Origin of the sequence: Streptomyces sp. NPDC004539 (assembly GCF_040610055.1) — a bacterium.
In the GTDB taxonomy this organism is placed as follows: Bacteria; Actinomycetota; Actinomycetes; order Streptomycetales; family Streptomycetaceae; genus Streptomyces.
In genome coordinates this window covers 84,291-104,622 of the sequence record NZ_JBEXLS010000014.1, presented here as the reverse complement: position 1 = coordinate 104,622, position 20,332 = coordinate 84,291, and the positions used below count along the sequence as shown (strand labels likewise).

Below are 20,332 nucleotides of genomic sequence, written 5' to 3'. Positions count from 1 at the left end.
TGTCACGCGGGGAGGGCGGTGTCCGTGCTCGCCCAGCCGGCCAGGAGGGCGAACGCCTCCCGCTCGGGCGAGTCCGGTTCGGGGGTGTAGACGTTGAGGCGCAGTCCGGGATCGGCCGGCAGGTCCAGCGCCTCGTAGGGCAGGGCGAGTTCACCGACCAGGGGATGGCGGAGGTGCTTCACGCCGGAGCGGTGGAGTTTCACGTCGTGGCGGGCCCAGCGGCGTGCGAACTCGTCGCTCCTGGTGGTGAGTTCCCCGATGAGGTCGGTGAGCGCCTTGTCGTGCGGTGCCCGGCCGGTCTCGGTGCGCAGAAAGGCCACCGCGTCGTCGGCCCCCTTGGACCAGTCCACCCAGAAGGCGGGGGCCGCCGGGTCCAGGAACAGGAAACGCGCGGTGTTCACCGGGCCGTGCTGCGCGAACAGGGGGGAGTCGTAGACCGGCGCGTACAGCGCCCTGCCGAGTGTGTTCGCGGCCAGGACGTCGAACCGTCCGTTGCGCGCGTAGGCCGCCGCGCCGGTCATCGAGTCGAGAATCCGCAGGATCGTGGGCCGTACCCGGGAGACGGCCGGTGCGGGGCGCCGTCCCGAGGGGTTCGCGGCGCGGGCCAGGTCGTAGAGGTGGCCGCGTTCGGCCTCGTTGAGCTGGAGCGCGTGGGCCAGGCCGTCCAGCACGGAGTCCGAGGCGCCGCTGAGGTTGCCGCGCTCCAGCCGGATGTAGTAGTCGACGCTCACCCCCGCGAGCAGGGCGACCTCTTCGCGGCGCAGCCCGGGGACGCGGCGATGGCCGCCGTACGTCTGGAGCCCGGCCTGTTCCGGAGTGATCCGTGAGCGGCGGGTCCGCAGGAACTCGCGGATCTGGTCGGCTGGGGACACCGGTCTCGGGGCGGGGCGGGGGTCTGGGGCCATGGGTGGTTCCTCCTGCGTGCCGTGCGAAAAACCTGTCGGCCCTTTCACCGTAGATCCGAAGGCGATCACCAGGGAGGCACTGTCGTTCCCTGGAACAGGAGGGACTCCCCCGCGCGACCGGAACGGCGTTGCATGGCCGAGGCCGTCAAGGGCCGAAGCCGAACCGAAGGAAGAACGTGCGCGCAGCACCCCTGTCCACAGCCGGCGGGACGACGAGGGAGCCGGACACGACCGCCCCGGCCCGTCCCGCGCTGATCCTCGCGATCATCTGCGTCAGCTATTTCATGGTCATCCTGGACAACTCGATCGTGTTCACCGCGCTGCCGCAGATCCGTGACGCGATGGGCTTCTCCCAGACCGGCCTGTCATGGATCACGAACGCCTATGTCCTGGTCTTCGGCGGTCTGCTGCTCCTGGGCGCGCGGGCCGGTGACCTGTTCGGGCACCGCCGGATGTTCCTGTTCTCGCTGATCGTCTTCTCCGTCACCTCGCTCCTGGTCGGTGCCGCGCAGACCGACTGGTGGCTGATCGGTGCCCGTGCCCTGCAAGGCGTCGGGGCCGCCGTGCTGGCGCCGTCCGCGCTGTCCCTGCTGACCCGGAGTTTCGCCGAGGGACGCGCGCGGGACCGGGCGATGGCGGCGTACAGCGCGGTCGCCGGGATCGGCGCCGCCCTCGGTCTGGTCGTCGGAGGGCTGGTGGCGGACCTGATCTCGTGGCGGGCCGGGTTCCTCCTCAACGTCCCGATCGGCGTCCTGATGATGGCGCTGGCGGTGCGGTTCCTCCCGGAGACCGTCCGGCAGCAGGGCCGTTTCGACGTGCCGGGGGCGCTGTTCGCGACGCTGGGGTCCACCTCGCTGGTCCTGGGGATCGTGGAGGCCGCCGACCGGGGCTGGACGGCCGGGTTCACCGTGGTGCTGCTCGTGGCCGGGGCGGTCGTGCTGGGACTGTTCGTCCTGGCGGAGCGCCGGGCCGTCCAGCCGATCGTGCCGCTGCGGCTGTTCGCGAGCCGTGAGCGCGGCGGCGCCTATCTGGCGCGGATGCTCTACATGGGCGGGATGATGGGATTTTTCTTCTTCACCGCGCAGTTCCTCCAGGGCGTCTACGACTGGACACCGCTCCGGGCGGGGCTGGCCTTCCTTCCCATGACGCTGGTCAACTTCGCCTTCGCCGTCGCGGGGCCCCGGCTCCTCGACCGGGTCGGCGCGTCCGTGACCCTCGGCACGGGGACCGTCCTCACCGCGATCGGCATGGTCTGGCTCAGCCGTCTCGGCCTCGACACGCCGTACGCCACCGGGGTCGCGCTGCCGATGGCCGTCATCGGCGCCGGTCAGGGGCTGGCGCTGGCCCCGCTGACCTCCAGCGGCGTCGCGGGGGTCTCCCCGGCGGACGTGGGGGCGGGGTCGGGGCTGGTCAACACCGTCCACCAGATCGGCAGCGCGCTGAGCCTCAGCATCCTGACGGCCCTCGCGGCGGCCGTGTCGACGGGCACCGCCGCCGCCGACATCGCCGACCGCACGGGGACGGCGCTCACCGGCGCCGCCGTCCTGCTCGTCCTCGCGGCCCTGGCCGTCCTGACCCTCGTCCTGCCGGCCCGCGCGTCCCGCACCTCCCGCATCGAATAGCCCCTGATGACGCAGGCCCTCGGCCTCGTGGCCCTCGGTGGACCGGCTCCGGAACGGGTGAAGGGCTCCCCCGAGTCACGTCCTCGGGGGAGCCCTTCGTCCTACCGCCCGCCGCACGTGAAGGTTGAGAAGACGATCACGAGGCGGGACGCCCAGAAACCCGCGGAAGATCAGGGGTTGAGCAGCAGCACGTCCGCGCGGGACTTCGCGGCGGCGTACCGCTTCGCGACGTCCTGCCAGTTGACGACGGCCCACATCGCGTCGATGAAGTCGACCTTCTGGTTCTTGTACTGGAGGTAGAAGGCGTGCTCCCAGGCGTCGAAGACGAGGACCGGCACGGAGCCCTGGCCGACGTTGCCCTGGTGGTCGTAGACCTGCTCGACGATGAGGTGGCCGCTGAGCGGCTCGTAGGCGAGGACGCCCCAGCCGGAGCCCTGCGTGGTGGCGGCGGCCTTGGTGAGCTGCGCCTTGAAGTTCGCGAAGGAGCCGAAGGACTCGGCGATCGCGTCCGCGAGGTCGCCGACGCCGTCGGCCGCGAGGGGCTCGCCGCCGCCGTCACCGGTCATGTTGTGCCAGTAGATGGAGTGCAGGATGTGGCCGGAGAGGTGGAACGCGAGGTTCTTCTCCAGGCCGTTGATCGACCCCCACTGTTCCTTGTCGCGCGCTTCGGCGAGCTGCTCCAGCGTGTCGTTCGCGCCTTTGACGTACGCCGCGTGGTGCTTGTCGTGGTGCAGTTCGACGATCTGCGGGTTGATGACCGGTTCGAGCGCGGCGTAGTCGTAGGGAAGCTCCGGGAGCGTGTAAACCGCCATGTCCAACGTCCTCCGACATAATTGCAAAGAGTGTGCAGTTGCACGCTAACAGCAGAAGCGGCGGAACGCGGCTCGGGCATTGGTCCTAGGTCCGCGGTCGTGTCGCGCAGCCGTGGAACGAGGTGGCGTCACCGTGCCGGAAACACGCCGATCACCGCAGACCGGCAACCCGACGGAGGCTCACGCCCTGTTGCGGCGGCACGGGTTCAGGTGCACGCCGGGGCGCCTGCGGATTCTGGAGACGCTCCGCGCGGCCGGCGGGCATCTCTCGATCGGCGAGGCGTGCGCGCGGCTGGCGGAGAGCGGGAAGGCCGTCCACCCGGCCACCGTGTACCGGACGCTGGAGGCGCTGACCGACGCCGGACTGACGCACACGATGCCGGGCCCCGGTCCGGCGCGGTACGGCCTGACCGAGCGGCCCCACCATCACGCCGTGTGCCGCGCCTGCGGGGCCGTCGCGACGCTGGAGCCGGAGCGCCTCGCGGATGTCGCGGCCAGGATCGAGGAGGTGACGGGGATCGGGCCGGACGCGTCGGGGTCGCTGTTCGTCTACGGGCACTGCGCGGGCTGCGCCGGCCGGCGGACACGCGGGGAGGGGTGAGGCGGCGCCGGACGGGACGCTGTCAAGCAGAGCACCGCCTCACACTTGTTGCAGGCTAGTTGTTATTGCAACTCATAGGCAATAGCTCCCGCCCGGCCCGCCCTCACTCCCCGCCCTCCAGATCCCCCTCCGTCTCCAGGTACACCCGCCGCAGCGCGTCCAGCACCGCCGGGTCCGGCTTCTCCCACATCCCCCGCGACTCCGCCTCCAGCAGCCGTTCCGCGATCCCGTGCAGCGCCCAGGGGTTGGCCTGCTGGAGGAACTCCCGGTTGGCCGGGTCCAGGACGTACGTCTCGGTGAGCTTGTCGTACATCCAGTCGGCGAGCACCCCCGTCGTCGCGTCGTAGCCGAACAAGTAGTCCACGGTCGCGGCGAGTTCGAAGGCCCCCTTGTAGCCGTGGCGGCGCATCGCCTCGATCCAGCGGGGGTTGACGACGCGGGCGCGGAAGACGCGGGAGGTCTCCTCGACGAGGGTGCGGGTGCGGACGGTCTCGGGGCGGGTGGAGTCGCCGATGTACGCGGCGGGGGCGGTGCCGCGCAGGGCGCGGACGGTGGCGACCATGCCTCCGTGGTACTGGAAGTAGTCGTCGGAGTCGGCGATGTCGTGCTCGCGGGTGTCGGTGTTCTTCGCGGCGACCTCGATGCGCCGGTACGCCGTCTCCATCTCCTCGCGCGCGGGACGCCCGTCCAGCTCACGGCCGTACGCGTAGCCGCCCCACACCGTGTAGACCTCCGCGAGGTCAGCGTCGGTGCGCCAGTCGCGGGAGTCGATGAGCTGGAGGAGACCGGCGCCGTACGTCCCCGGGCGGGAGCCGAAGATGCGGGTGGTGGCCCGGCGTTCGTCGCCGTGCGCCGTCAGGTCGGCCTGGACGTGGGCGCGGACGTTGTTCACCGAGGCGGGTTCGTCGAGCCCGGCCACCAGGCGTACGGCGTCGTCCAGGAGGGCGATGGTGTGCGGGAACGCGTCCCGGAAGAAGCCGGAGATGCGCAGGGTGACGTCGATGCGGGGGCGGCCCAGCTCGTCGCAGGGGATGGGCTCCAGGCCCGTGACCCGGCGTGAGGCGTCGTCCCAGAGCGGGCGGACGCCGAGCAGGGCGAGGGCCTCGGCCACGTCGTCTCCCGCCGTGCGCATGGCGCTGGTCCCCCACAGGGAGAGGCCGACGGACGTGGGCCACTCGCCGTTGTCGGCGCGGTACCGCTCCGCGAGTGACTCCGCGAGGGCCTGGCCGGTCTCCCAGGCCAGCCGGGACGGGACCGCCTTGGGGTCGACGGAGTAGAAGTTGCGGCCGGTCGGCAGGACGTTGACCAGGCCGCGCAGCGGGGAGCCGGAGGGGCCGGCCGGGACGAAGCCGCCGGCCAGCGCGTGGACCGTGTGCTCCAGCTCCGCCGTGGTCGCCGCCAGACGCGGGACGACTTCGCGGGCCGCGAACTCCAGGACGGCGGCGACCTGTTCGCCGTGCGCCGTGGGGACTGCGGCCGGGTCCCAGTCCGCGTCCTCCATCGCCTGCACGAGCGCGCGGGCCTGTTCCTCCGCCGCGTCGGCCGTGGTGCGGGTCGCCGCCGACTCGTCGAGGCCGAGCGCCTCGCGCAGGCCGGGCAGGGCGGTGGTGCCGCCCCAGATCTGGCGGGCGCGCAGGATCGCGAGGACGAGGTTGACGCGGTCGGCGCCGGCCGGCGGGTTGCCGAGGACGTGCAGTCCGTCGCGGATCTGGGCGTCCTTGATCTCGCAGAGCCAGCCGTCGACGTGCAGGAGGAAGTCGTCGAAGCCGTCGTCCTCGGGACGGTCCTCCAGGCCGAGGTCGTGATCGAGCCTCGCGGCCTGGATCAGGGTCCAGATCTGGGCGCGGATCGCCGGGAGTTTCGCCGGGTCCATGGCGGCGATCTGGGCGTGTTCGTCGAGGAGTTGCTCCAGGCGGGCGATGTCGCCGTAGGAGTCGGCGCGGGCCATCGGCGGGACGAGGTGGTCGACGAGGGTGGCGTGGACGCGGCGTTTGGCCTGGGTGCCCTCGCCGGGGTCGTTGACGAGGAAGGGGTAGACCAGCGGGAGGTCGCCGAGGGCCGCGTCGGGGCCGCAGGCGGCGGACAGGCCCGCGTTCTTGCCGGGGAGCCACTCCAGGTTGCCGTGCTTGCCGAGGTGGATCATCGCGTCGGCGCCGAACCCGCCGTCCTCGGCGCGGGCCGCGATCCAGCGGTAGGCCGCCAGGTAGTGGTGGGAGGGCGGGAGATCGGGGTCGTGGTAGATCGCGATGGGGTTCTCGCCGAAGCCGCGCGGGGGCTGGATGAGGATCAGCAGGTTCCCGAAGCGCAGCGCCGCGAGGACGATGTCCCCGTCCGGGTTCGCGCTGCGGTCGACGAACATCTCGCCCGGCGCCGGCCCCCACTTCTCCTCGACCGCCTCCCGCAGCTCCCCGGGCAGCGAGGCGAACCAGCGCCGGTAGTCGGCCGCCGGAATCCGCACCGGGTTGCGGGCGAGCTGCTCCTCGGTCAGCCAGTCCTGGTCGTGCCCGCCCGCCTCGATGAGCGCCCGGATCAGCTCGTCCCCGTCACCGGAGGCCATCCCGGGGACGTCGTCGAAGACGTACCCCGCCTCGCGCAGCCGGTGCAGCAGCGCGATCGCGCTGGCGGGGGTGTCCAGGCCGACCGCGTTGCCGATCCGGGAGTGCTTCGTCGGGTAGGCGGACAGCACCAGCGCGACCCGCTTCCCGGCGGCCGGGATGTGCCTCAGCAGCGCGTGGCGTACGGCGATCCCGGCGACGCGGGCCGCGCGCTCGGGGTCGGCGACGTACGCGGGGAGGCCGTCGGCGTCGATCTCCTTGAAGGAGAACGGCACGGTGATCAGGCGGCCGTCGAACTCGGGGACGGCGATCTGACTGGCCGCGTCCAGCGGGGAGACGCCCTCGTCGCTCTCCTCCCACGCGGCGCGCGAGCCGGTCAGGCACAGGGCCTGGAGGATCGGTACGTCGAGGGAGGTGAGCGCGCCCGCGTCCCAGGACTCGTCGTCACCGCCGGCCGACGCCTCGGCGGGGCGGGTGCCGCCGGCCGCGAGGACCGTGGTGACGATGGCGTCGGCGGCGCCGAGCGTGGCGATCAGCTCGGGTTCGGGGGCCCGCAGCGAGGCCACGTACAGCGGCAGCGCCCGGCCGCCCGCCGCCTCGACCGCGTCGCACAGGGCGTGCACGAAGCCGGTGTTGCCGCTCATGTGGTGGGCGCGGTAGTAGAGCACGGCGACCGTCGGGCCCTCGGCGTCGCGGGGCGCGCGCTCCAGCGCGCCCCAACTCGGCGCGGGCGCGGGCGAGTCGAAGCCGTGGCCGGTCAGCAGGACCGTGTCCGACAGGAACCGGGCGAGCTGCTCCAGGTTGGCCGGGCCGCCGTGCGCGAGGTAGGCGTGCGCCTCGGCGGCGATCCCGACGGGAACCGTGGAGGCCGCCATCAGCTGGGCGTCGGGCGCCTGTTCACCGGTGAGGACGACGACCGGCCGCCCGTCGGCGAGCAGCAGGTCGAGCCCGTCCTGCCAGGCCCGCAGCCCGCCGAGGAGGCGGACGACGACGAGGTCGGCGCCGTCGAGGAGCGCGGGCAGGTCGTCCAGGGGGAGGCGGGCGGGGTTGGCGTACCGGTAGGGGACCGGGCCGTTCGCGGCGCGGGCGCTGAGCAGGTCGGTGTCGGACGTCGACAGGAGCAGGATCATGCGGCGTCGGCCTTCCTCGGGGTGTCCACGCCCCGGGCGAGAACTGGACGGCGGGAGTTCCTGACTCGCCCGGCGGCCGGGCTCACAGTGGCGGGACCGTGCCGGAGTCGCACCGGCTTCCTCCCCTGGTCGGTGACGGACCCTCATGATCCGCCGAGGAGCATAGTAAGGGTCACTGAAAGAGGGCAGGGCATACATCCGGTGTGATCGTAGGTATGCTCACGGCCGTGCCCACGCCTCCTGCCCGTCCGTCGTCCCAGGCCACAGCCCTCTCGCGGGGCCGCGACGACGCCTGCCCCGGCGCGCTGCGCCTGCACGCGGCGGACGACGGCGCGCTCGCCCGCGTCCGGATTCCCGGTGGGGTGCTGCGCACCGGACAGGCGCGTGCGCTCGGCCTCGCCGCCCGTGAACTCGGCGACGGGGAACTGCATCTGACCTCGCGCGGAAACGTTCAGCTGCGCGGCCTCACGCCGGACGGCGGGGCCGAACTGGCGGAGCGGCTGGAGGTGGCCGGGCTGCTGCCGTCCTGGCGGCACGAACGCGTCCGCAACGTCGTCGCCTCCCCCCTGTCCGGTCTCGACGGCCGTAGTCTCCTCGATGTCCGGCCGTGGCTGCGGGAGCTGGACGCGCTGCTGTGCGCGAGCGGGCCGGCGGCGAGGCTGTCCGGGAGGTTCCTGTTCGCGCTGGACGACGGGCGCGGGGACGTGGCGGCGCTCGGCGCCGACGTGAGTGTGCTGGCCGCGCCGGACGGGGGCGCGTGGGTGCGGGTCGGGGCGTCGCCGGATGCCGTGCGCGTGCCGGCCGGGGACGCCGCGCGGGCCGCGGTGCGGGCGGCCGAGGCGTTCGTGGAGGTGAGCGGCGGACGGGTCTGGCGGGTGTCCGAACTCCCCTGCGGCGGCAAGGAGTTGGTCTCGTACCTGGGTGAGCCGGCGCGTCCCGTGTGGCCCCGGTCCGCCGAGCCGGCCCCCGGTACGGTCACCGCGCCCGACGGGACGACGAGCCTGTCCGTCCTGGCCCCGCTGGGCCGCCTGACCGCCGCCCGGTGGGACGCGCTCACCGACGCCTCCTCCGACGAACTGCGGCTGACACCGTGGCGCGGAATGGTCCTCCCGGCCGTTCCCGCCGGCCGGCTCGCCGGTCTCGACGCCATGGGCCTGGTCACCGGACCGGACTCCCCCTGGCTCGGGGTCGGCTCCTGCGTCGGGCGGCCCGGCTGCGCGAAGGCGCACGCGGACGTCCGTACCGACGCGGCGGCCTGCCTCACGGGCGGCGGCGGACTCCCCGTCCACTGGTCCGGCTGCGAGCGCCGCTGCGGACGCCCGCGCGGCGACCACGTCGACGTCCTCGCCGTCCCCGGCGGCGGCTACCGGATCTCCGGTGCGCCGTCCTCCCTGTCCACCCTCGCCGCCGATGTGGCGGCGGCCCGTCACGCATGACCCGTAGGAGCACGGTGTTCGAGTACGAGAAGGACGGCGCGGCGATCTACCGTCAGTCGTTCGCCACCATCCGCGCGGAGGCCGACCTCGCGGGGCTGCCCGCCGACGTCTCCCAGGTCGCGGTCCGGATGATCCACGCCTGCGGGATGACCGACCTCGTCCGGGACCTCGCGTACACGCCGGGCGTGGTGGCGCGCGCCCGCGAGGCCCTGCGGGCCGGGGCGCCGATCTTCACCGACGTCCAGATGGTGGCCAGCGGCGTGACCCGCAAGCGCCTCCCCGCCGCCAACGACGTGCTGTGCACGCTCTCCGACCCGGCCGTCCCCGCGCTCGCCGCGAAGCTGGGCACGACCCGCAGCGCCGCCGCCCTCGAACTGTGGCGGGACCGGCTGGAGGGCGCGGTCGTCGCCGTCGGCAACGCGCCCACCGCGCTGTTCCGGCTGCTGGAGATGATCGAGGAGGGCGCGCCCCGCCCCGCCGCCGTCATCGGCGTCCCGGTCGGTTTCGTGGGCGCCGCCGAGTCCAAGGACGCGCTCGCCGGGCACCCGTCCGGTCTGGAGCACCTGGTGGTGCGCGGCCGGCGCGGGGGCAGCGCCATCGCCGCCGCCGCGCTCAACGCGATCGCGAGCGAGGAGGAGTGACCGGCAAGCTGTACGGCGTCGGACTCGGCCCCGGCGACCCGTCCCTGATGACCGTACGGGCCGTCGAGGTCATCGCCGAAGCGGATGTGATCGCCTATCACAGCGCCCGGCACGGCCGGTCCATCGCGCGCTCGATCGCGGCGAAGCACCTCCGCGCCGACCACGTCGAAGAACCGCTGGTCTACCCCGTCACGACGGAGACCACCGACCACCCCGGCGGCTACCGGGGCGCCATGGAGGAGTTCTACACCGAGGCGTCCGCCCGGCTCGCCGCGCACCTCGACGCCGGGCGCACGGTCGCCGTCCTCGCCGAGGGGGACCCGCTCTTCTACGGCTCGTACATGCACATGCACAAGCGGCTCGCCGACCGCTACGACACCGAGGTGATCCCCGGCGTCACCTCGGTGTCCGCCGCAGCCGCCCGCCTCGGCACCCCGCTCGCGGAGGGCGAGGAGATCCTGACGATCCTGCCGGGCACCCTCCCCGAGGAGGAGCTGACCGCACGGCTCGCCGCCACGGACACGGCCGTGGTGATGAAACTGGGCCGGACCTTCACCAAGGTCCGCACCGCGCTGGAGAGTTCGGGCCGCCTCGCCGAGGCGCGGTACGTCGAGCGGGCCACCATGGACGGGGAGCGGCTCGCCCCGCTCGCCGACGTGGACGCCGGGTCGGTGCCGTACTTCTCCGTCGCCGTCCTGCCGAGCCGGGTCGACGCCCCGGCGCCCGTGCGGGAGTCGGGCGAGGTCGTCGTGGTCGGCACCGGTCCCGCCGGGCCGCTGTGGCTGACCCCCGAGTCGCGGGGTGCGCTGGCGAGCGCGGACGACCTGGTCGGCTACACGACCTACCTGGACCGGGTGCCGGTCCGTCCCGGCCAGCGGCGGCACGGCTCGGACAACCGGGTCGAGGCCGAGCGCGCCGAGTTCGCGCTCCAGCTCGCCCGCAAGGGGCGCAAGGTCGCCGTCGTCTCCGGTGGCGACCCCGGGGTCTTCGCGATGGCGACCGCCGTCCTGGAGGCCGCCGCGCAGGACATGTACGCGGACGTGCCGGTGCGGGTCCTGCCCGGGGTGACCGCCGCCAACGCGGCAGCCGCCCGCGCGGGGGCTCCGCTGGGCCACGACTACGCGACGGTCTCCCTCTCCGACCGGCTCAAGCCCTGGGACGTCATCGCCGGGCGGCTCCGCGCCGCCGCCTCGGCGGATCTGGTGCTCGCGCTGTACAACCCCGGTTCGCGCAGCCGTGACTGGCAGGCCGGCAAGGCCCGTGACCTGCTGCTGGAACACCGGTCCCCGGACACCCCGGTGGTGGTCGCCCGGGACGTGGGCGGCTCCGGCGAGCGGGTGCGGATCGTGCGGCTGGCCGACCTGGACCCGGCCGAGGTCGACATGCGCACGATCCTGCTGGTCGGCTCCTCACAGACCCGGGTCGTACGGCGCGGGGGCGGCGAGGAGGTCGTCTGGACCCCTCGCCGGTATCCGCGGGCGTGAAGTGAGCGTGCTACTCGGCGCCCTGTTCGACGGTGGCGGGGGCCGGTCCCTGGGCCAGCCCCGCCGTCCACTTCTCCTCGATCCGGCCGACCTTCCACACGATCAGGGCGAGCGCCCAGGTGGCGAAGAAGAGGCCGACGATGACGTATCCGATGATGTTGAGGTCCAGGCCGGAGACCCAGTCCCAGAACGGTCCGTGCAGGTCCGCCTTGTCGGCGATCAGGCCCAGGAGTTCGACCGTGCCGATGATGAGGGCGACGGCGACGGAGAGGCCGGTGATGGTGAGGTTGTAGTAGACCTTGCGGACCGGCTTGGAGAACGCCCAGCCGTAGGCGAAGTTCATGAACGAGCCGTCGATGGTGTCGAGGAGCGACATGCCGGCCGCGAAGAGGACCGGCAGGCAGAGGATCGCGTACCAGGGCAGGCCCGAGGCCGCTCCGGAGCCGGCCAGGACGAGGAGGGCGACCTCGGTGGCGGTGTCGAAGCCGAGGCCGAAGAGGAGGCCGAGGGGGTACATCTGCCAGGGCTTGGTGATCGACTTCATCAGGCGGCCGAGGATGCGGTTCATGAAGCCGCGGTTGTTGAGCTGCTCTTCGAGGGCGGCCTCGTCGAAGTGGCCCGAGCGCATCTGCCGGAACACCTTCCAGATGCCGGCCATGATCACCAGGTTGATGATCGCGATGAGGTAGAGGAACGTCCCGGAGACGGTCGTACCGATCCAGCCGGTGACGCTGTGCAGCGCGGAGTCGTCGTTCTCCACGGGGCCGGCCAGCTCCTTCACGCCGAGGGAGAGCAGGAAGGCGAGGGCGAAGACGATGCTGGAGTGGCCGAGGGAGAACCAGAAGCCGACCGACAGCGGGCGCTGGCCCTCGCTCATCAGCTTGCGGGTCGTGTTGTCGATCGCGGCGATGTGGTCGGCGTCGAAGGCGTGGCGCATGCCGAGGGTGTAGGCGGTGACGCCGATCCCGATGCCGAAGGTCTTCGTCCCCAGGCTGTAGTGCTCGGGCGCGACGATCGCGACGAGCGTGAACCAGCCGATGACGTGCAGTGCCAGGATGAAGGCGGCCATGCCGCCGACGCTCGCCCACTCCTTGCGGGTCATGGACGTGCGGATGCGGTGCCAGCTCAGCGATCGGTTTTCAGCCACACATTCCAGGTTGCTGCAACAAGGTCGCAGGTAAAAGAGGATCTCAGCAAAGCCCGGGTCAGGGTTCAGCCAGCGTCCGGGAAACTCCCCTGGTCGCGTACGTCCGTGAGCCACCTGACCGCCTGCTCCGGCTCGGCCACCGTCGGCACGCCCTCGGGTACGGGCGGCCGGCGCACCACGACCACCGGCACCCCCGCCTGCCGGGCCGCCGCCAGCTTCGGCGCGGTGGCCGCTCCCCCGCTGTCCTTCGTGACGACGACATCGATCCGGTGCCGGAGCAGCAGTTCGCGCTCCCCGGCGAGGGAGAACGGGCCCCGGTCGAGGAGGACCTCCATGCGGGCGGGGTGCGGGGGCTCGGGCGCGTCGACGGAGCGGACGAGGAACCACAGGTCGTCCAGATCCGCGAAGGCGGCGAGTCCCATGCGGCCGGTCGTCAGGAAGACCCGGCGGCCGAGCGCGGGCAGCAGGGTCGCCGCGTCCTCCAGGGACCCGGCCTCGTGCCAGTCGTCCCCCTCGCCGGGGACCCAGCCGGGGCGGCGCAGGGCGAGCAGGGGGACACGGGTCGCGGCGGCGGCGAGTGCCGCGTTGAAGCTGATGGTCCCGGCGAAGGGGTGGGTGGCGTCGACGACCGCGTCCACCTCCCGCTCGCGCAGCCACGCGGCGAGCCCGTCGGCGCCGCCGAAGCCGCCGATGCGCACCTCGCCGGGCGGCAGCCGGGGGGCGGCGACCCTCCCGGCCAGCGAGGACGTCACCCGCAGCGCCCGTCCCGTCAGGAGTTCGGCGAGGCGGCGGGCCTCACCGGTGCCACCGAGAATCAGTACGTGCACGAGAGACACCTTCCTTGAACGAGCCCAAGGGCGCGCGCGGCGCCCAACTGAAGCACACCGGTCTGCGTCCCGGCTGGACGACCGGCGCCTGCGCGACCGCCGCGACGACGGCCGCGTACACCGCCCTGCTGACCGGGGACTTCCCGGACCCGGTGACGATCACCCTGCCCCGGGGGCAGACCCCGGCTTTCGCGCTGGCCGCCGAGGAGCTGGCCCAGGGGCGCGCGACGGCCGGGATCGTCAAGGACGCCGGTGACGACCCGGACGTCACGCACGGCGCGCTGGTCCGAGCGAGCGTACGGCGGCTCCCGGCGGGGTCCGGCGTCGTCTTCCGGGCCGGTCCCGGGGTCGGCACGGTCACCCGGCCCGGTCTGCCGCTGGCCGTCGGTGAACCCGCCGTCAACCCCGTCCCCCGGCAGATGATGCGCGAGCACGTCGCCGCGCTCGCCGAACGGTACGGCGACGGCGGCGACGTCGAGATCACCGTCTCCGTCGACCACGGCGAGGAGATCGCCCGCTCCACCTGGAACCCCCGCCTCGGCATCCTGGGCGGCCTGTCGATCCTCGGCACGACCGGGATCGTCGTCCCGTACTCGTGCTCGGCGTGGATCGACTCCATCCGGCGCGGCGTGGACGTCGCGCGGGCGGCGGGGCGTACGCATGTCGCCGGGTGCACGGGGTCGACGTCGGAGAAGACGGTCACCGGCGTGTACGGCCTCCCCGAGGACGCGCTCCTGGACATGGGGGACTTCGCGGGGGCGGTCCTCAAGTACGTACGGCGGCATCCCGTGGAGCGGCTGACGATCTGCGGCGGGTTCGCCAAGCTGTCCAAGCTGGCGGCCGGTCATCTGGACCTGCACTCCGCGCGCTCCCAGGTCGACAAGGGGTTCCTCGCGGACCTCGCCCGCCGGGGCGGCGCCTCGCCGGAGCTGGCCGCCGAGGTCGCCGGTGCCAACACCGGGCTCGCCGCGCTCCAGGCGTGCGCGGCGGCCGGGGTTCCGCTCGGGGACCTGGTGGCGGTCGCCGCGCGCGACGAGGCGCTGGCCGTGCTGCGCGGGGCACCGGTCGCGGTGGACGTCATCTGCATCGACCGGGCGGGGGCGATCGTGGGGCGCAGTCCGGTGGCGTGAGCGGTCAGCAGACGTGCCGTTCGCGCTGCGGCGAGTACAGGTGGCTGTCGCCGAACTCCTCGGCGCCCAGGGTCCGTCCGACCATGATGACGGCCGTCCGCAGCACCCCCGCCTCCTTCACCTTCCCGGCGATCTCAGCCAGGGTCCCCCGGAGGATCAGCTCGTCGGGGCGGGAGGCGTAGGCGACGACGGCGGCCGGGCAGTCGGCGCCGTAGTGCGGGAGGAGTTCGGCGACGACCCGGTCGACGTACTTGGCCGCCAGGTGCAGCACGATCAGCGCGCCGCTGCGGCCGAGGGTGGCGAGATCCTCACCCTCGGGCATCGCGGTGGCCCGGTTGGCGACGCGGGTGAGGATGACGGTCTGGCCGACGGTCGGCACGGTCAGCTCCCGCTTGAGCGAGGCCGCCGCCGCGGCGAACGCCGGTACGCCGGGGACGACTTCGTACGGGACGCCGGCCGCGTCGAGGCGGCGCATCTGCTCGGCGACCGCGCTGAACACCGACGGGTCCCCGGAGTGCAGCCGGGCCACGTCGTGGCCCTCCTCGTGCGCGCGCAGCAACTCGGCGGTGATCCGGTCGAGATCGAGCTGCGCGGTGTCCACCAGCCGGGCGTCCGGCGGGCATTCGGCCAGCAGCTCGCGCGGGACGAGGCTGCCCGCGTACAGGCACACCCGGCAGGCGGCGAGGGTGCGGGCGCCGCGCACGGTGATCAGGTCGGCGGCGCCGGGTCCGGCGCCGATGAAGTACACGGTCAACTGTCCACTCCTGGTTCGGGGTTCTTCTGTACGGCCCACTGCGTCACCGGCATCGCCTGCCGCCATCCGGTGAACCCGCCGACGGGCACGGCGTACGCCACCGCGAGCTTCGTCAGCTCGCCGCCGAGGCGCCGGTACGCGTCGGTGAGCAGCGCCTCCGACTCCAGCGTCACGGTGTTGGCGACGAGCCGTCCGCCGGGGCGCAGGACCTGCCAGCAGGCGTCGAGGAGTCCGGGCGCGGTGAGGCCGCCGCCGATGAACACCGCGTCGGGCGCCGGGAGTTCGGCCTCGGTGAGGACGGCGGGGGCGGTGCCGGTGACGACCCGCAGCGCGGGCACACCCAGGCGTTCGGCGTTGCGGGTGATGCGCTCGGCGCGGACCGGGTCGCGTTCGACGCTCACCGCCCGGCAGGAGGGGTGGGCGCGCATCCACTCGATGGCGACCGAGCCGGAGCCGCCGCCGACGTCCCACAGGAGTTCGCCGGGCGCGGGGGCGAGGACGGCGAGGGTGGCGGCGCGGACGTGGCGTTTGGTGAGCTGGCCGTCGTGGTCGTAGGCGTCGTCCGGGAGGCCGGGGACGGCGGAGGGACGTGCGGGGGTCACGGCTCGGTACCTCGGGGTCGGGGCGGGGCGGCAGGGCAGCACTCTACGGGGCCGTGGCCTGCGGCTCCCTGTTCGGGTACACATCCCCGGCGTCTTATTGCACACTACTTGCAACAACTTTCACCGCGCAGAAGAGGGTGGGCGATGGCAGCTCCGGTCGTACTCGGCATCGAGTCGTCCTGCGACGAGACCGGCGCCGGACTGGTCCGGGAGGGCCGGCTCCTGGGACACGCGATCGCGTCGAGCATGGACGAACACGCCCGCTACGGCGGTGTAGTCCCCGAGATCGCCTCCCGCGCGCACCTCCAGGCCCTGCGCCCCGTCGTCCGCCGGGCCCTGGACGCGGCCGGCCTCACCCTGGCCGACGTCGACGCCGTCGCCGTCACCACCGGACCGGGGCTGTCCGGCGCGCTCCAGGTCGGGCTGGCCGGCGCGAAGGGCATCGCGTACGCGCTCGGCGTCCCCCTGTACGGCGTCCACCACCTGGCCGGTCACGTCGCCGCCGACACCCTGGAGCACGGCCCGCTGCCGGACCCCTGCATGGTGCTGATCGTCTCCGGCGGCCACACCTCCCTCCTCCTGGTCCGCGATCTCGCCCGCGACCGGATCGTCCACCTCGGGGACACCCTGGACGACGCGGCCGGGGAGTGCTTCGACAAGGTCGCCCGGGTCTTCGGACTGCCCTATCCCGGCGGACCGGCGATCGACCGCACCGCGCGCGACGGCGATCCGCGTGCCGTCGCCTTCCCGCGTCCGCTGCCGGGGTCGTACGACTTCTCCTTCTCCGGGCTGAAGACGGCCGCCGCGCGCTGGGCCGAGGGGTACGCGGGCCGGGAGCTGCCGGTCGCGGACGGGGCGGCCTCGCTCCAGGAGGCGGTGGCCGACGTGCTGACCCGCAAGGCGGTGGCCGCCTGCCGGGAGCACGGCGTGGGGACGCTGGTGGTGGTCGGCGGGGTCGCCGCGAACTCGCGGGTGCGGGCGCTGGCCGAACAGCGGTGCCGGTCGGCGGGGATCGAGCTGCGGGTGCCTCCGCTCGGGCTGTGCACGGACAACGGCGCGATGATCGCCGCCGTCGGTGACCTCCTCGTCCGCGCCGGCGCCGACCCCGCGCCGCTGGACGTGTCGATCGACCCGTCGGCACCCCTGGAGTACGCGTCCCTGGCGCCGGTGACCGTATGAGGGTCCAGATCATCACCGGCGCCGAACTCCTCGCCCACGCCGACGCGTTGCGCTCGGTGTACGTCTCCGCGTTCTGCGCGCCGCCCTGGGACGAGGACGAGGAGAGGGCCGTCGAGTTCGTCGGCCGCCTCGTGCACGACGTGCGCCGTCCCGGCTTCACCACGGCGCTCGCCTTCACCGGCACCGGCAGCCTCGCCGGCTTCGCCACCGCCTGGACGACCCGCGCCCCCTTCCCCACCGACCGCTGCTACCCCCAGGCCGCCGCCGGCCTGGGCACCGACCGCACCCTCGACTGGCTGGTCGGCGCCCGCGAGATCGACGAACTCGCCGTCCGCCCCGCCCACCACGGCACCGGACTCGCTGGCGACCTCCTCTCCGCCGTCACCGCGGACGCCCCCGAGGGCCGCACCTGGCTCCTCACCTCCCACCGCTCCCCCCGCGCCCTCGCCTTCTACCGCCGCCAGGGCTGGGCCCAGGCCACCCACCCCTCCCCCGACGGCAAGGGCATCGTCGTCCTCCTCGGCCCCCGCCACCCGGCCCGCCACCTGGCGCCCGAACCGCTCTGACCGCCTCGGCGCCGCCGCGCCCGGCAACAGCCGCACCGGCTCGGGGACTTGGCGCCTCTTCGTGAGTTCCGGCCCGCCGTTCGGGTGCTACCCTTCTCGTTAATGCGTATGAGGTAATACGCATTAACGAGAAGGGGAGGCCGCCGTGGAACCGAGGAAGCGGCCCGGCCGGACGCCCGCGCCGGCCGGACGTACGGCACGGCCCCGACAGGCCGAGGTCGCGCGGCTCGCGGGCGTGTCGCAGGCGACGGTGTCGCTGGTGCTCTCCCCGAAGCCCGGCGCCAAGGGGAGGATCATCTCCGAGGCGACCCGGCAGAGGGTCATGGAGGCGGCCCGCAGCCTGGGGTACGTGCCCGATCCGGCCGCCCGGCGGCTCGCCGCCGTCCGCAACAACCTCCTCGGCGTGTTCAGCTTCACCGCCACGTTCCCGACCGACGTGCAGCACTCGTACTACCCCTTCCTGGTCGGCGTGGAGCGTGAGGCGGCGGCGCTCGGATTCGACCTGGTGCTGTTCACGGGGTCGAGCACCGGCGGCGCGGGGGCGGCGGTTCCTGACGCGCTGGGCCGGGTGCGGCTGGCCGACGGCTGTCTGTTCATGGGCCGGCACACGCCCCGGGCGGAGCTGAAGCGACTCGTCGAGGACGGCTTCCCGGTCGTGCACCTGGGCCGCCGCGAGGAGCTGGAGGGCGTGGCGTCGGTCGGCGCGGACTACGTCGAGGCGACCCGTGAGGTCGTGGGCCGGCTCGCCGAGTCGGGGCATCGGCGGATCATGCTGGTCCGCGAGGACGACGACGCGCTGGCCTCGGTGGATCGTCAGCGCGGCTTCCTGGAGGGGCTGGAGGCGGTGGGCCTGCCCTCGGGGACGGCGAGTGTCTTCCGGTCCGCCGATCCGCAGCGGGAGTTGACGGCCGAGCGGCTGCGGGCCTGGACCGACGACGGGGTGACGGCGTTCGTCGTGGAGGAGACGGACACCGGGGCTGCGTGGCGGGGCCTGCTGGGCGCCGTGCGCGAGGCGGGCCTCGACTGTCCGGGCGACGTGTCCCTCGCCCTGCTCGGGAGCCCGCCCGCCGATCTGGCGGACGAGCCCGTGCCGACCGGATTCGACATCCCCAGGCCACAGTTGGGCGCGGCGGCCGTACGGCTGCTGGCCGCGCTCGTGGCGGGAGAGAAGGCGCACGAGCCGCTCGTCCGCTGTGTCTTCCGGCCGGGTCCGACGAGCGGACCGCCGCCCGCCCGTCCTTGAGCACGGCCCGCACGGGCCCCACTAATGTCATGCACCTGACTCGAACATCAAGGACATTCGTGTCACGCGAAACAGACATCCTCGTCGTGGGCGGCGGCCTCGGTGGCGTCGCCGCCGCCCTCGCCGCCTGCCGCGCCGGACGCAGCGTCGTCCTCACCGAGGAGACGGACTGGATCGGCGGCCAGCTCACCAGCCAGGCCGTACCGCCGGACGAGCACCCGTGGGTGGAGCGGTTCGGTACGACGGCCTCGTACCGACGGCTGCGGGAGGAGATCCGGCGCTACTACCGCCACTGGTACCCGCTGCGGGCCGAGGCCCTGGCGCTGCCCGACCTCAACCCGGGGGCGGGCCGCGTCAGCAAGCTCTGCCACGAGCCGAGGGTCGCCCTCGCCGTCCTGGAGGGCATGCTCGCCCCCCACCGCGCGGCGGGCCGGCTCACGGTCCTCACCGAGCACCGGCCGGTCTCCGCCGAGTCCGACGGCGACGCCGTCCGGTCGGTGACCCTGCTGGACCTGCGCGACGGCACGCACCGCACCCTCACCGCGCGCTACGTCCTGGACGCCACCGAGACCGGCGAACTGCTCGGCCTCGCGGACGTCGAGCACGCGAACGGGGCGGAGTCCCAAGCCGAGTTCGACGAACCGCACGCCCCCGACGAGGCCCAGCCCCTCAACCAGCAGGGCGTCACGGTGTGTTTCGCGCTCTCCCACCACGAGGGCGAGGACCACACGATCGACCGGCCCGAGGAGTTCGCCTTCTGGCGCTCCTACCGGCCCGCGTTCTGGCCCGGCCCCCTGCTCGACTTCACCGCGCCCGACCCGCGCACCCTGGAGCCGGCGACGCGGACCTTCGTCCCCAACCCCGAACTCGACCCGCTCGCCGTCTCGGCCGACCAGAGCGCGGACGCCGGGGACAAGGAGCTGTGGGGTTTCCGCCGCATCCTCGCCCGCAAGCTGCACACGCCGGGCGCCTTCGACTCGGACGTCACCCTCGTCAACTGGCCGCTCAACGACTACTGGCTCAAGCCGTACATCGGGCAGCGGGACGAAGCCCTGCACGAGGCACGGCAGTTGTCGCTGTCGCTGCTGTACTGGCTCCAGACCGAGGCACCGCGCCCGGACGGCGGCACCGGCTTCCCGGGCCTCAGGATTCGCCCGGACGTCACCGGCACGGCGGACGGCCTGGCCAAGGCGGCGTACGTCCGTGAGTCCCGCCGGATCAAGGCCGTCACGACGGTCACCGAGCACGACGTGGCGATCGACCTGGTCGGCCCGTACGGCGGCACCCGCTACCGGGACTCCGTCGGCGTGGGCGGCTACCGCATCGACCTGCATCCCTCGACCGGCGGGGACACCTACGTCGACATCGGCTCGGTGCCGTTCGAGATCCCCCTCGGGGCGCTGGTGCCGCGCCGGGTGCGCAATCTGCTGCCCGCCGGCAAGAACATCGGCACGACCCACATCACGAACGGCTGCTACCGGCTGCACCCGGTGGAGTGGAACGTCGGTGAGGTCGCGGGCGCGCTGGCCGCGCACTGCGTGGCGGAGGGGGTCGAGCCGCGGCAGGTGCAGGGCGACGAGAAGCGGTTCGAGGAGTTCGCGCGGCTGCTCGACGGCGCCGGGGTGCAACGCCACTGGCCGGACGTACGCGGCTACTGAGCACACGCGTTGTGAACCGATCCAGCACAAGGAGGTGCCT

At 73.4% G+C, this 20,332-nt stretch carries 16 protein-coding genes, 1 pseudogene and 1 riboswitch; of the genes and pseudogenes, 10 read left to right on the top strand and 7 right to left on the bottom strand.

What is annotated here, in order from left to right; translation table 11 throughout:
* Window positions 1-2: 2 nt before the first annotated feature.
* Window positions 3-905, bottom strand: coding sequence for a helix-turn-helix transcriptional regulator (locus tag ABZX85_RS27435; RefSeq protein WP_355873793.1), 903 nt, complete (start codon window positions 903-905; stop codon window positions 3-5).
* A 176-nt stretch (window positions 906-1,081) separates the two neighbouring features.
* Here ABZX85_RS27435 and ABZX85_RS27430 point away from each other — a divergent pair, with 176 nt between their 5' ends.
* Window positions 1,082-2,527 carry an MFS transporter gene (locus tag ABZX85_RS27430; protein WP_355873790.1) on the top strand — a complete coding sequence of 482 codons (1,446 nt, stop codon included), beginning with the start codon at window positions 1,082-1,084 and terminating at the stop codon, window positions 2,525-2,527.
* A 170-nt stretch (window positions 2,528-2,697) separates the two neighbouring features.
* Here the strand turns inward: ABZX85_RS27430 and ABZX85_RS27425 are convergent, their stop codons facing one another.
* Entirely contained in the window at window positions 2,698-3,339 is a 642-nt protein-coding gene (locus ABZX85_RS27425; protein WP_355873788.1) for a superoxide dismutase, read from the bottom strand.
* Between the two features lie 133 nt (window positions 3,340-3,472).
* Here ABZX85_RS27425 and ABZX85_RS27420 point away from each other — a divergent pair, with 133 nt between their 5' ends.
* Window positions 3,473-3,940 carry a Fur family transcriptional regulator gene (locus ABZX85_RS27420; RefSeq protein WP_355873785.1) on the top strand — a complete coding sequence of 156 codons (468 nt, stop codon included), beginning with the start codon at window positions 3,473-3,475 and terminating at the stop codon, window positions 3,938-3,940.
* A 103-nt stretch (window positions 3,941-4,043) separates the two neighbouring features.
* On the opposite strand, the gene cobN is transcribed toward ABZX85_RS27420, so the two are convergent.
* A complete protein-coding gene (cobN, locus tag ABZX85_RS27415) occupies window positions 4,044-7,625 on the bottom strand; it encodes a cobaltochelatase subunit CobN (protein WP_355873782.1) in 3,582 nt (1,193 codons plus the stop codon).
* A gap of 33 nt (window positions 7,626-7,658) precedes the next feature.
* A riboswitch (cobalamin riboswitch) is annotated at window positions 7,659-7,796 on the bottom strand.
* Between the two features lie 44 nt (window positions 7,797-7,840).
* Between cobN and ABZX85_RS27410 the strand changes: the two genes are divergently transcribed.
* From ABZX85_RS27410 to ABZX85_RS27400, 3 genes are read left to right on the top strand one after another with little or no spacing between them, the layout of a single operon-like run.
* Entirely contained in the window at window positions 7,841-9,061 is a 1,221-nt protein-coding gene (locus tag ABZX85_RS27410; RefSeq protein WP_355874155.1) for a cobalamin biosynthesis protein CobG, read from the top strand.
* A complete protein-coding gene (locus tag ABZX85_RS27405) occupies window positions 9,058-9,702 on the top strand; it encodes a precorrin-8X methylmutase (protein ID WP_355873779.1) in 645 nt (214 codons plus the stop codon). Before ABZX85_RS27410 ends, ABZX85_RS27405 begins: the two co-directional genes overlap by 4 nt.
* The gene (locus tag ABZX85_RS27400; protein ID WP_355873776.1) at window positions 9,699-11,186 is read left to right on the top strand and encodes a precorrin-2 C(20)-methyltransferase; all 1,488 of its coding nucleotides are present in this window, start codon (window positions 9,699-9,701) and stop codon (window positions 11,184-11,186) included. Before ABZX85_RS27405 ends, ABZX85_RS27400 begins: the two co-directional genes overlap by 4 nt.
* A gap of 10 nt (window positions 11,187-11,196) precedes the next feature.
* Here ABZX85_RS27400 and ABZX85_RS27395 read toward each other — a convergent pair whose 3' ends face one another.
* Both ABZX85_RS27395 and ABZX85_RS27390 read right to left on the bottom strand, forming a co-directional pair.
* Complete coding sequence (locus ABZX85_RS27395) at window positions 11,197-12,288, bottom strand: HoxN/HupN/NixA family nickel/cobalt transporter (protein WP_355874153.1); 1,092 nt, start codon at window positions 12,286-12,288, stop codon at window positions 11,197-11,199.
* 110 nt (window positions 12,289-12,398) lie between these two features.
* Window positions 12,399-13,160 carry a cobalt-precorrin-6A reductase gene (locus ABZX85_RS27390; RefSeq protein ID WP_355873773.1) on the bottom strand — a complete coding sequence of 254 codons (762 nt, stop codon included), beginning with the start codon at window positions 13,158-13,160 and terminating at the stop codon, window positions 12,399-12,401.
* Between the two features lie 14 nt (window positions 13,161-13,174).
* Between ABZX85_RS27390 and ABZX85_RS27385 the strand changes: the two genes are divergently transcribed.
* Window positions 13,175-14,290, top strand: coding sequence for a cobalt-precorrin-5B (C(1))-methyltransferase (locus tag ABZX85_RS27385; RefSeq protein ID WP_355873770.1), 1,116 nt, complete (start codon window positions 13,175-13,177; stop codon window positions 14,288-14,290).
* A gap of 4 nt (window positions 14,291-14,294) precedes the next feature.
* On the opposite strand, the gene cobM is transcribed toward ABZX85_RS27385, so the two are convergent.
* Both cobM and cbiT read right to left on the bottom strand, forming a co-directional pair.
* The gene (gene cobM, locus ABZX85_RS27380) at window positions 14,295-15,044 is read right to left on the bottom strand and encodes a precorrin-4 C(11)-methyltransferase (RefSeq protein WP_355873767.1); all 750 of its coding nucleotides are present in this window, start codon (window positions 15,042-15,044) and stop codon (window positions 14,295-14,297) included.
* Window positions 15,041-15,625 (bottom strand): annotated as a pseudogene (gene cbiT / locus ABZX85_RS27375) (precorrin-6Y C5,15-methyltransferase (decarboxylating) subunit CbiT); the annotation flags it as partial. The pseudogene cbiT and the gene cobM, both read right to left, overlap by 4 nt.
* 165 nt (window positions 15,626-15,790) lie before the next feature.
* On the opposite strand from cbiT, the gene tsaD reads away from it, so the two are divergent.
* The 4 genes from tsaD to ABZX85_RS27355 all read left to right on the top strand — a co-directional run bounded on the left by tsaD (window position 15,791) and on the right by ABZX85_RS27355 (window position 20,292).
* Window positions 15,791-16,825: a tRNA (adenosine(37)-N6)-threonylcarbamoyltransferase complex transferase subunit TsaD gene (gene tsaD, locus ABZX85_RS27370; protein WP_355873764.1), complete on the top strand. Its 1,035-nt coding sequence runs from the start codon at window positions 15,791-15,793 to the stop codon at window positions 16,823-16,825.
* Window positions 16,822-17,391 (top strand): GNAT family N-acetyltransferase, encoded by a 570-nt coding sequence (locus ABZX85_RS27365; RefSeq protein ID WP_355873762.1) that lies wholly within the window; start codon window positions 16,822-16,824, stop codon window positions 17,389-17,391. Before tsaD ends, ABZX85_RS27365 begins: the two co-directional genes overlap by 4 nt.
* A gap of 145 nt (window positions 17,392-17,536) precedes the next feature.
* A complete protein-coding gene (locus tag ABZX85_RS27360; RefSeq protein WP_355873759.1) occupies window positions 17,537-18,634 on the top strand; it encodes a LacI family DNA-binding transcriptional regulator in 1,098 nt (365 codons plus the stop codon).
* Between the two features lie 59 nt (window positions 18,635-18,693).
* Complete coding sequence (locus ABZX85_RS27355; RefSeq protein ID WP_355873757.1) at window positions 18,694-20,292, top strand: FAD-dependent oxidoreductase; 1,599 nt, start codon at window positions 18,694-18,696, stop codon at window positions 20,290-20,292.
* Window positions 20,293-20,332 lie beyond the last annotated feature (40 nt).

Coding starts and splice junctions, on each gene's coding strand:
- ABZX85_RS27435 (WP_355873793.1), bottom strand. CDS start 905: ATGGCCCCAGACCCCCGCCCCGCCCCGAGACCGGTGTCCCCAGCCGAC.
- ABZX85_RS27425 (WP_355873788.1), bottom strand. CDS start 3,339: ATGGCGGTTTACACGCTCCCGGAGCTTCCCTACGACTACGCCGCGCTC.
- cobN (WP_355873782.1), bottom strand. CDS start 7,625: ATGATCCTGCTCCTGTCGACGTCCGACACCGACCTGCTCAGCGCCCGC.
- ABZX85_RS27410 (WP_355874155.1), top strand. CDS start 7,841: ATGCTCACGGCCGTGCCCACGCCTCCTGCCCGTCCGTCGTCCCAGGCC.
- ABZX85_RS27405 (WP_355873779.1), top strand. CDS start 9,058: ATGACCCGTAGGAGCACGGTGTTCGAGTACGAGAAGGACGGCGCGGCG.
- ABZX85_RS27395 (WP_355874153.1), bottom strand. CDS start 12,288: ATGACCCGCAAGGAGTGGGCGAGCGTCGGCGGCATGGCCGCCTTCATC.
- tsaD (WP_355873764.1), top strand. CDS start 15,791: ATGGCAGCTCCGGTCGTACTCGGCATCGAGTCGTCCTGCGACGAGACC.
- ABZX85_RS27365 (WP_355873762.1), top strand. CDS start 16,822: ATGAGGGTCCAGATCATCACCGGCGCCGAACTCCTCGCCCACGCCGAC.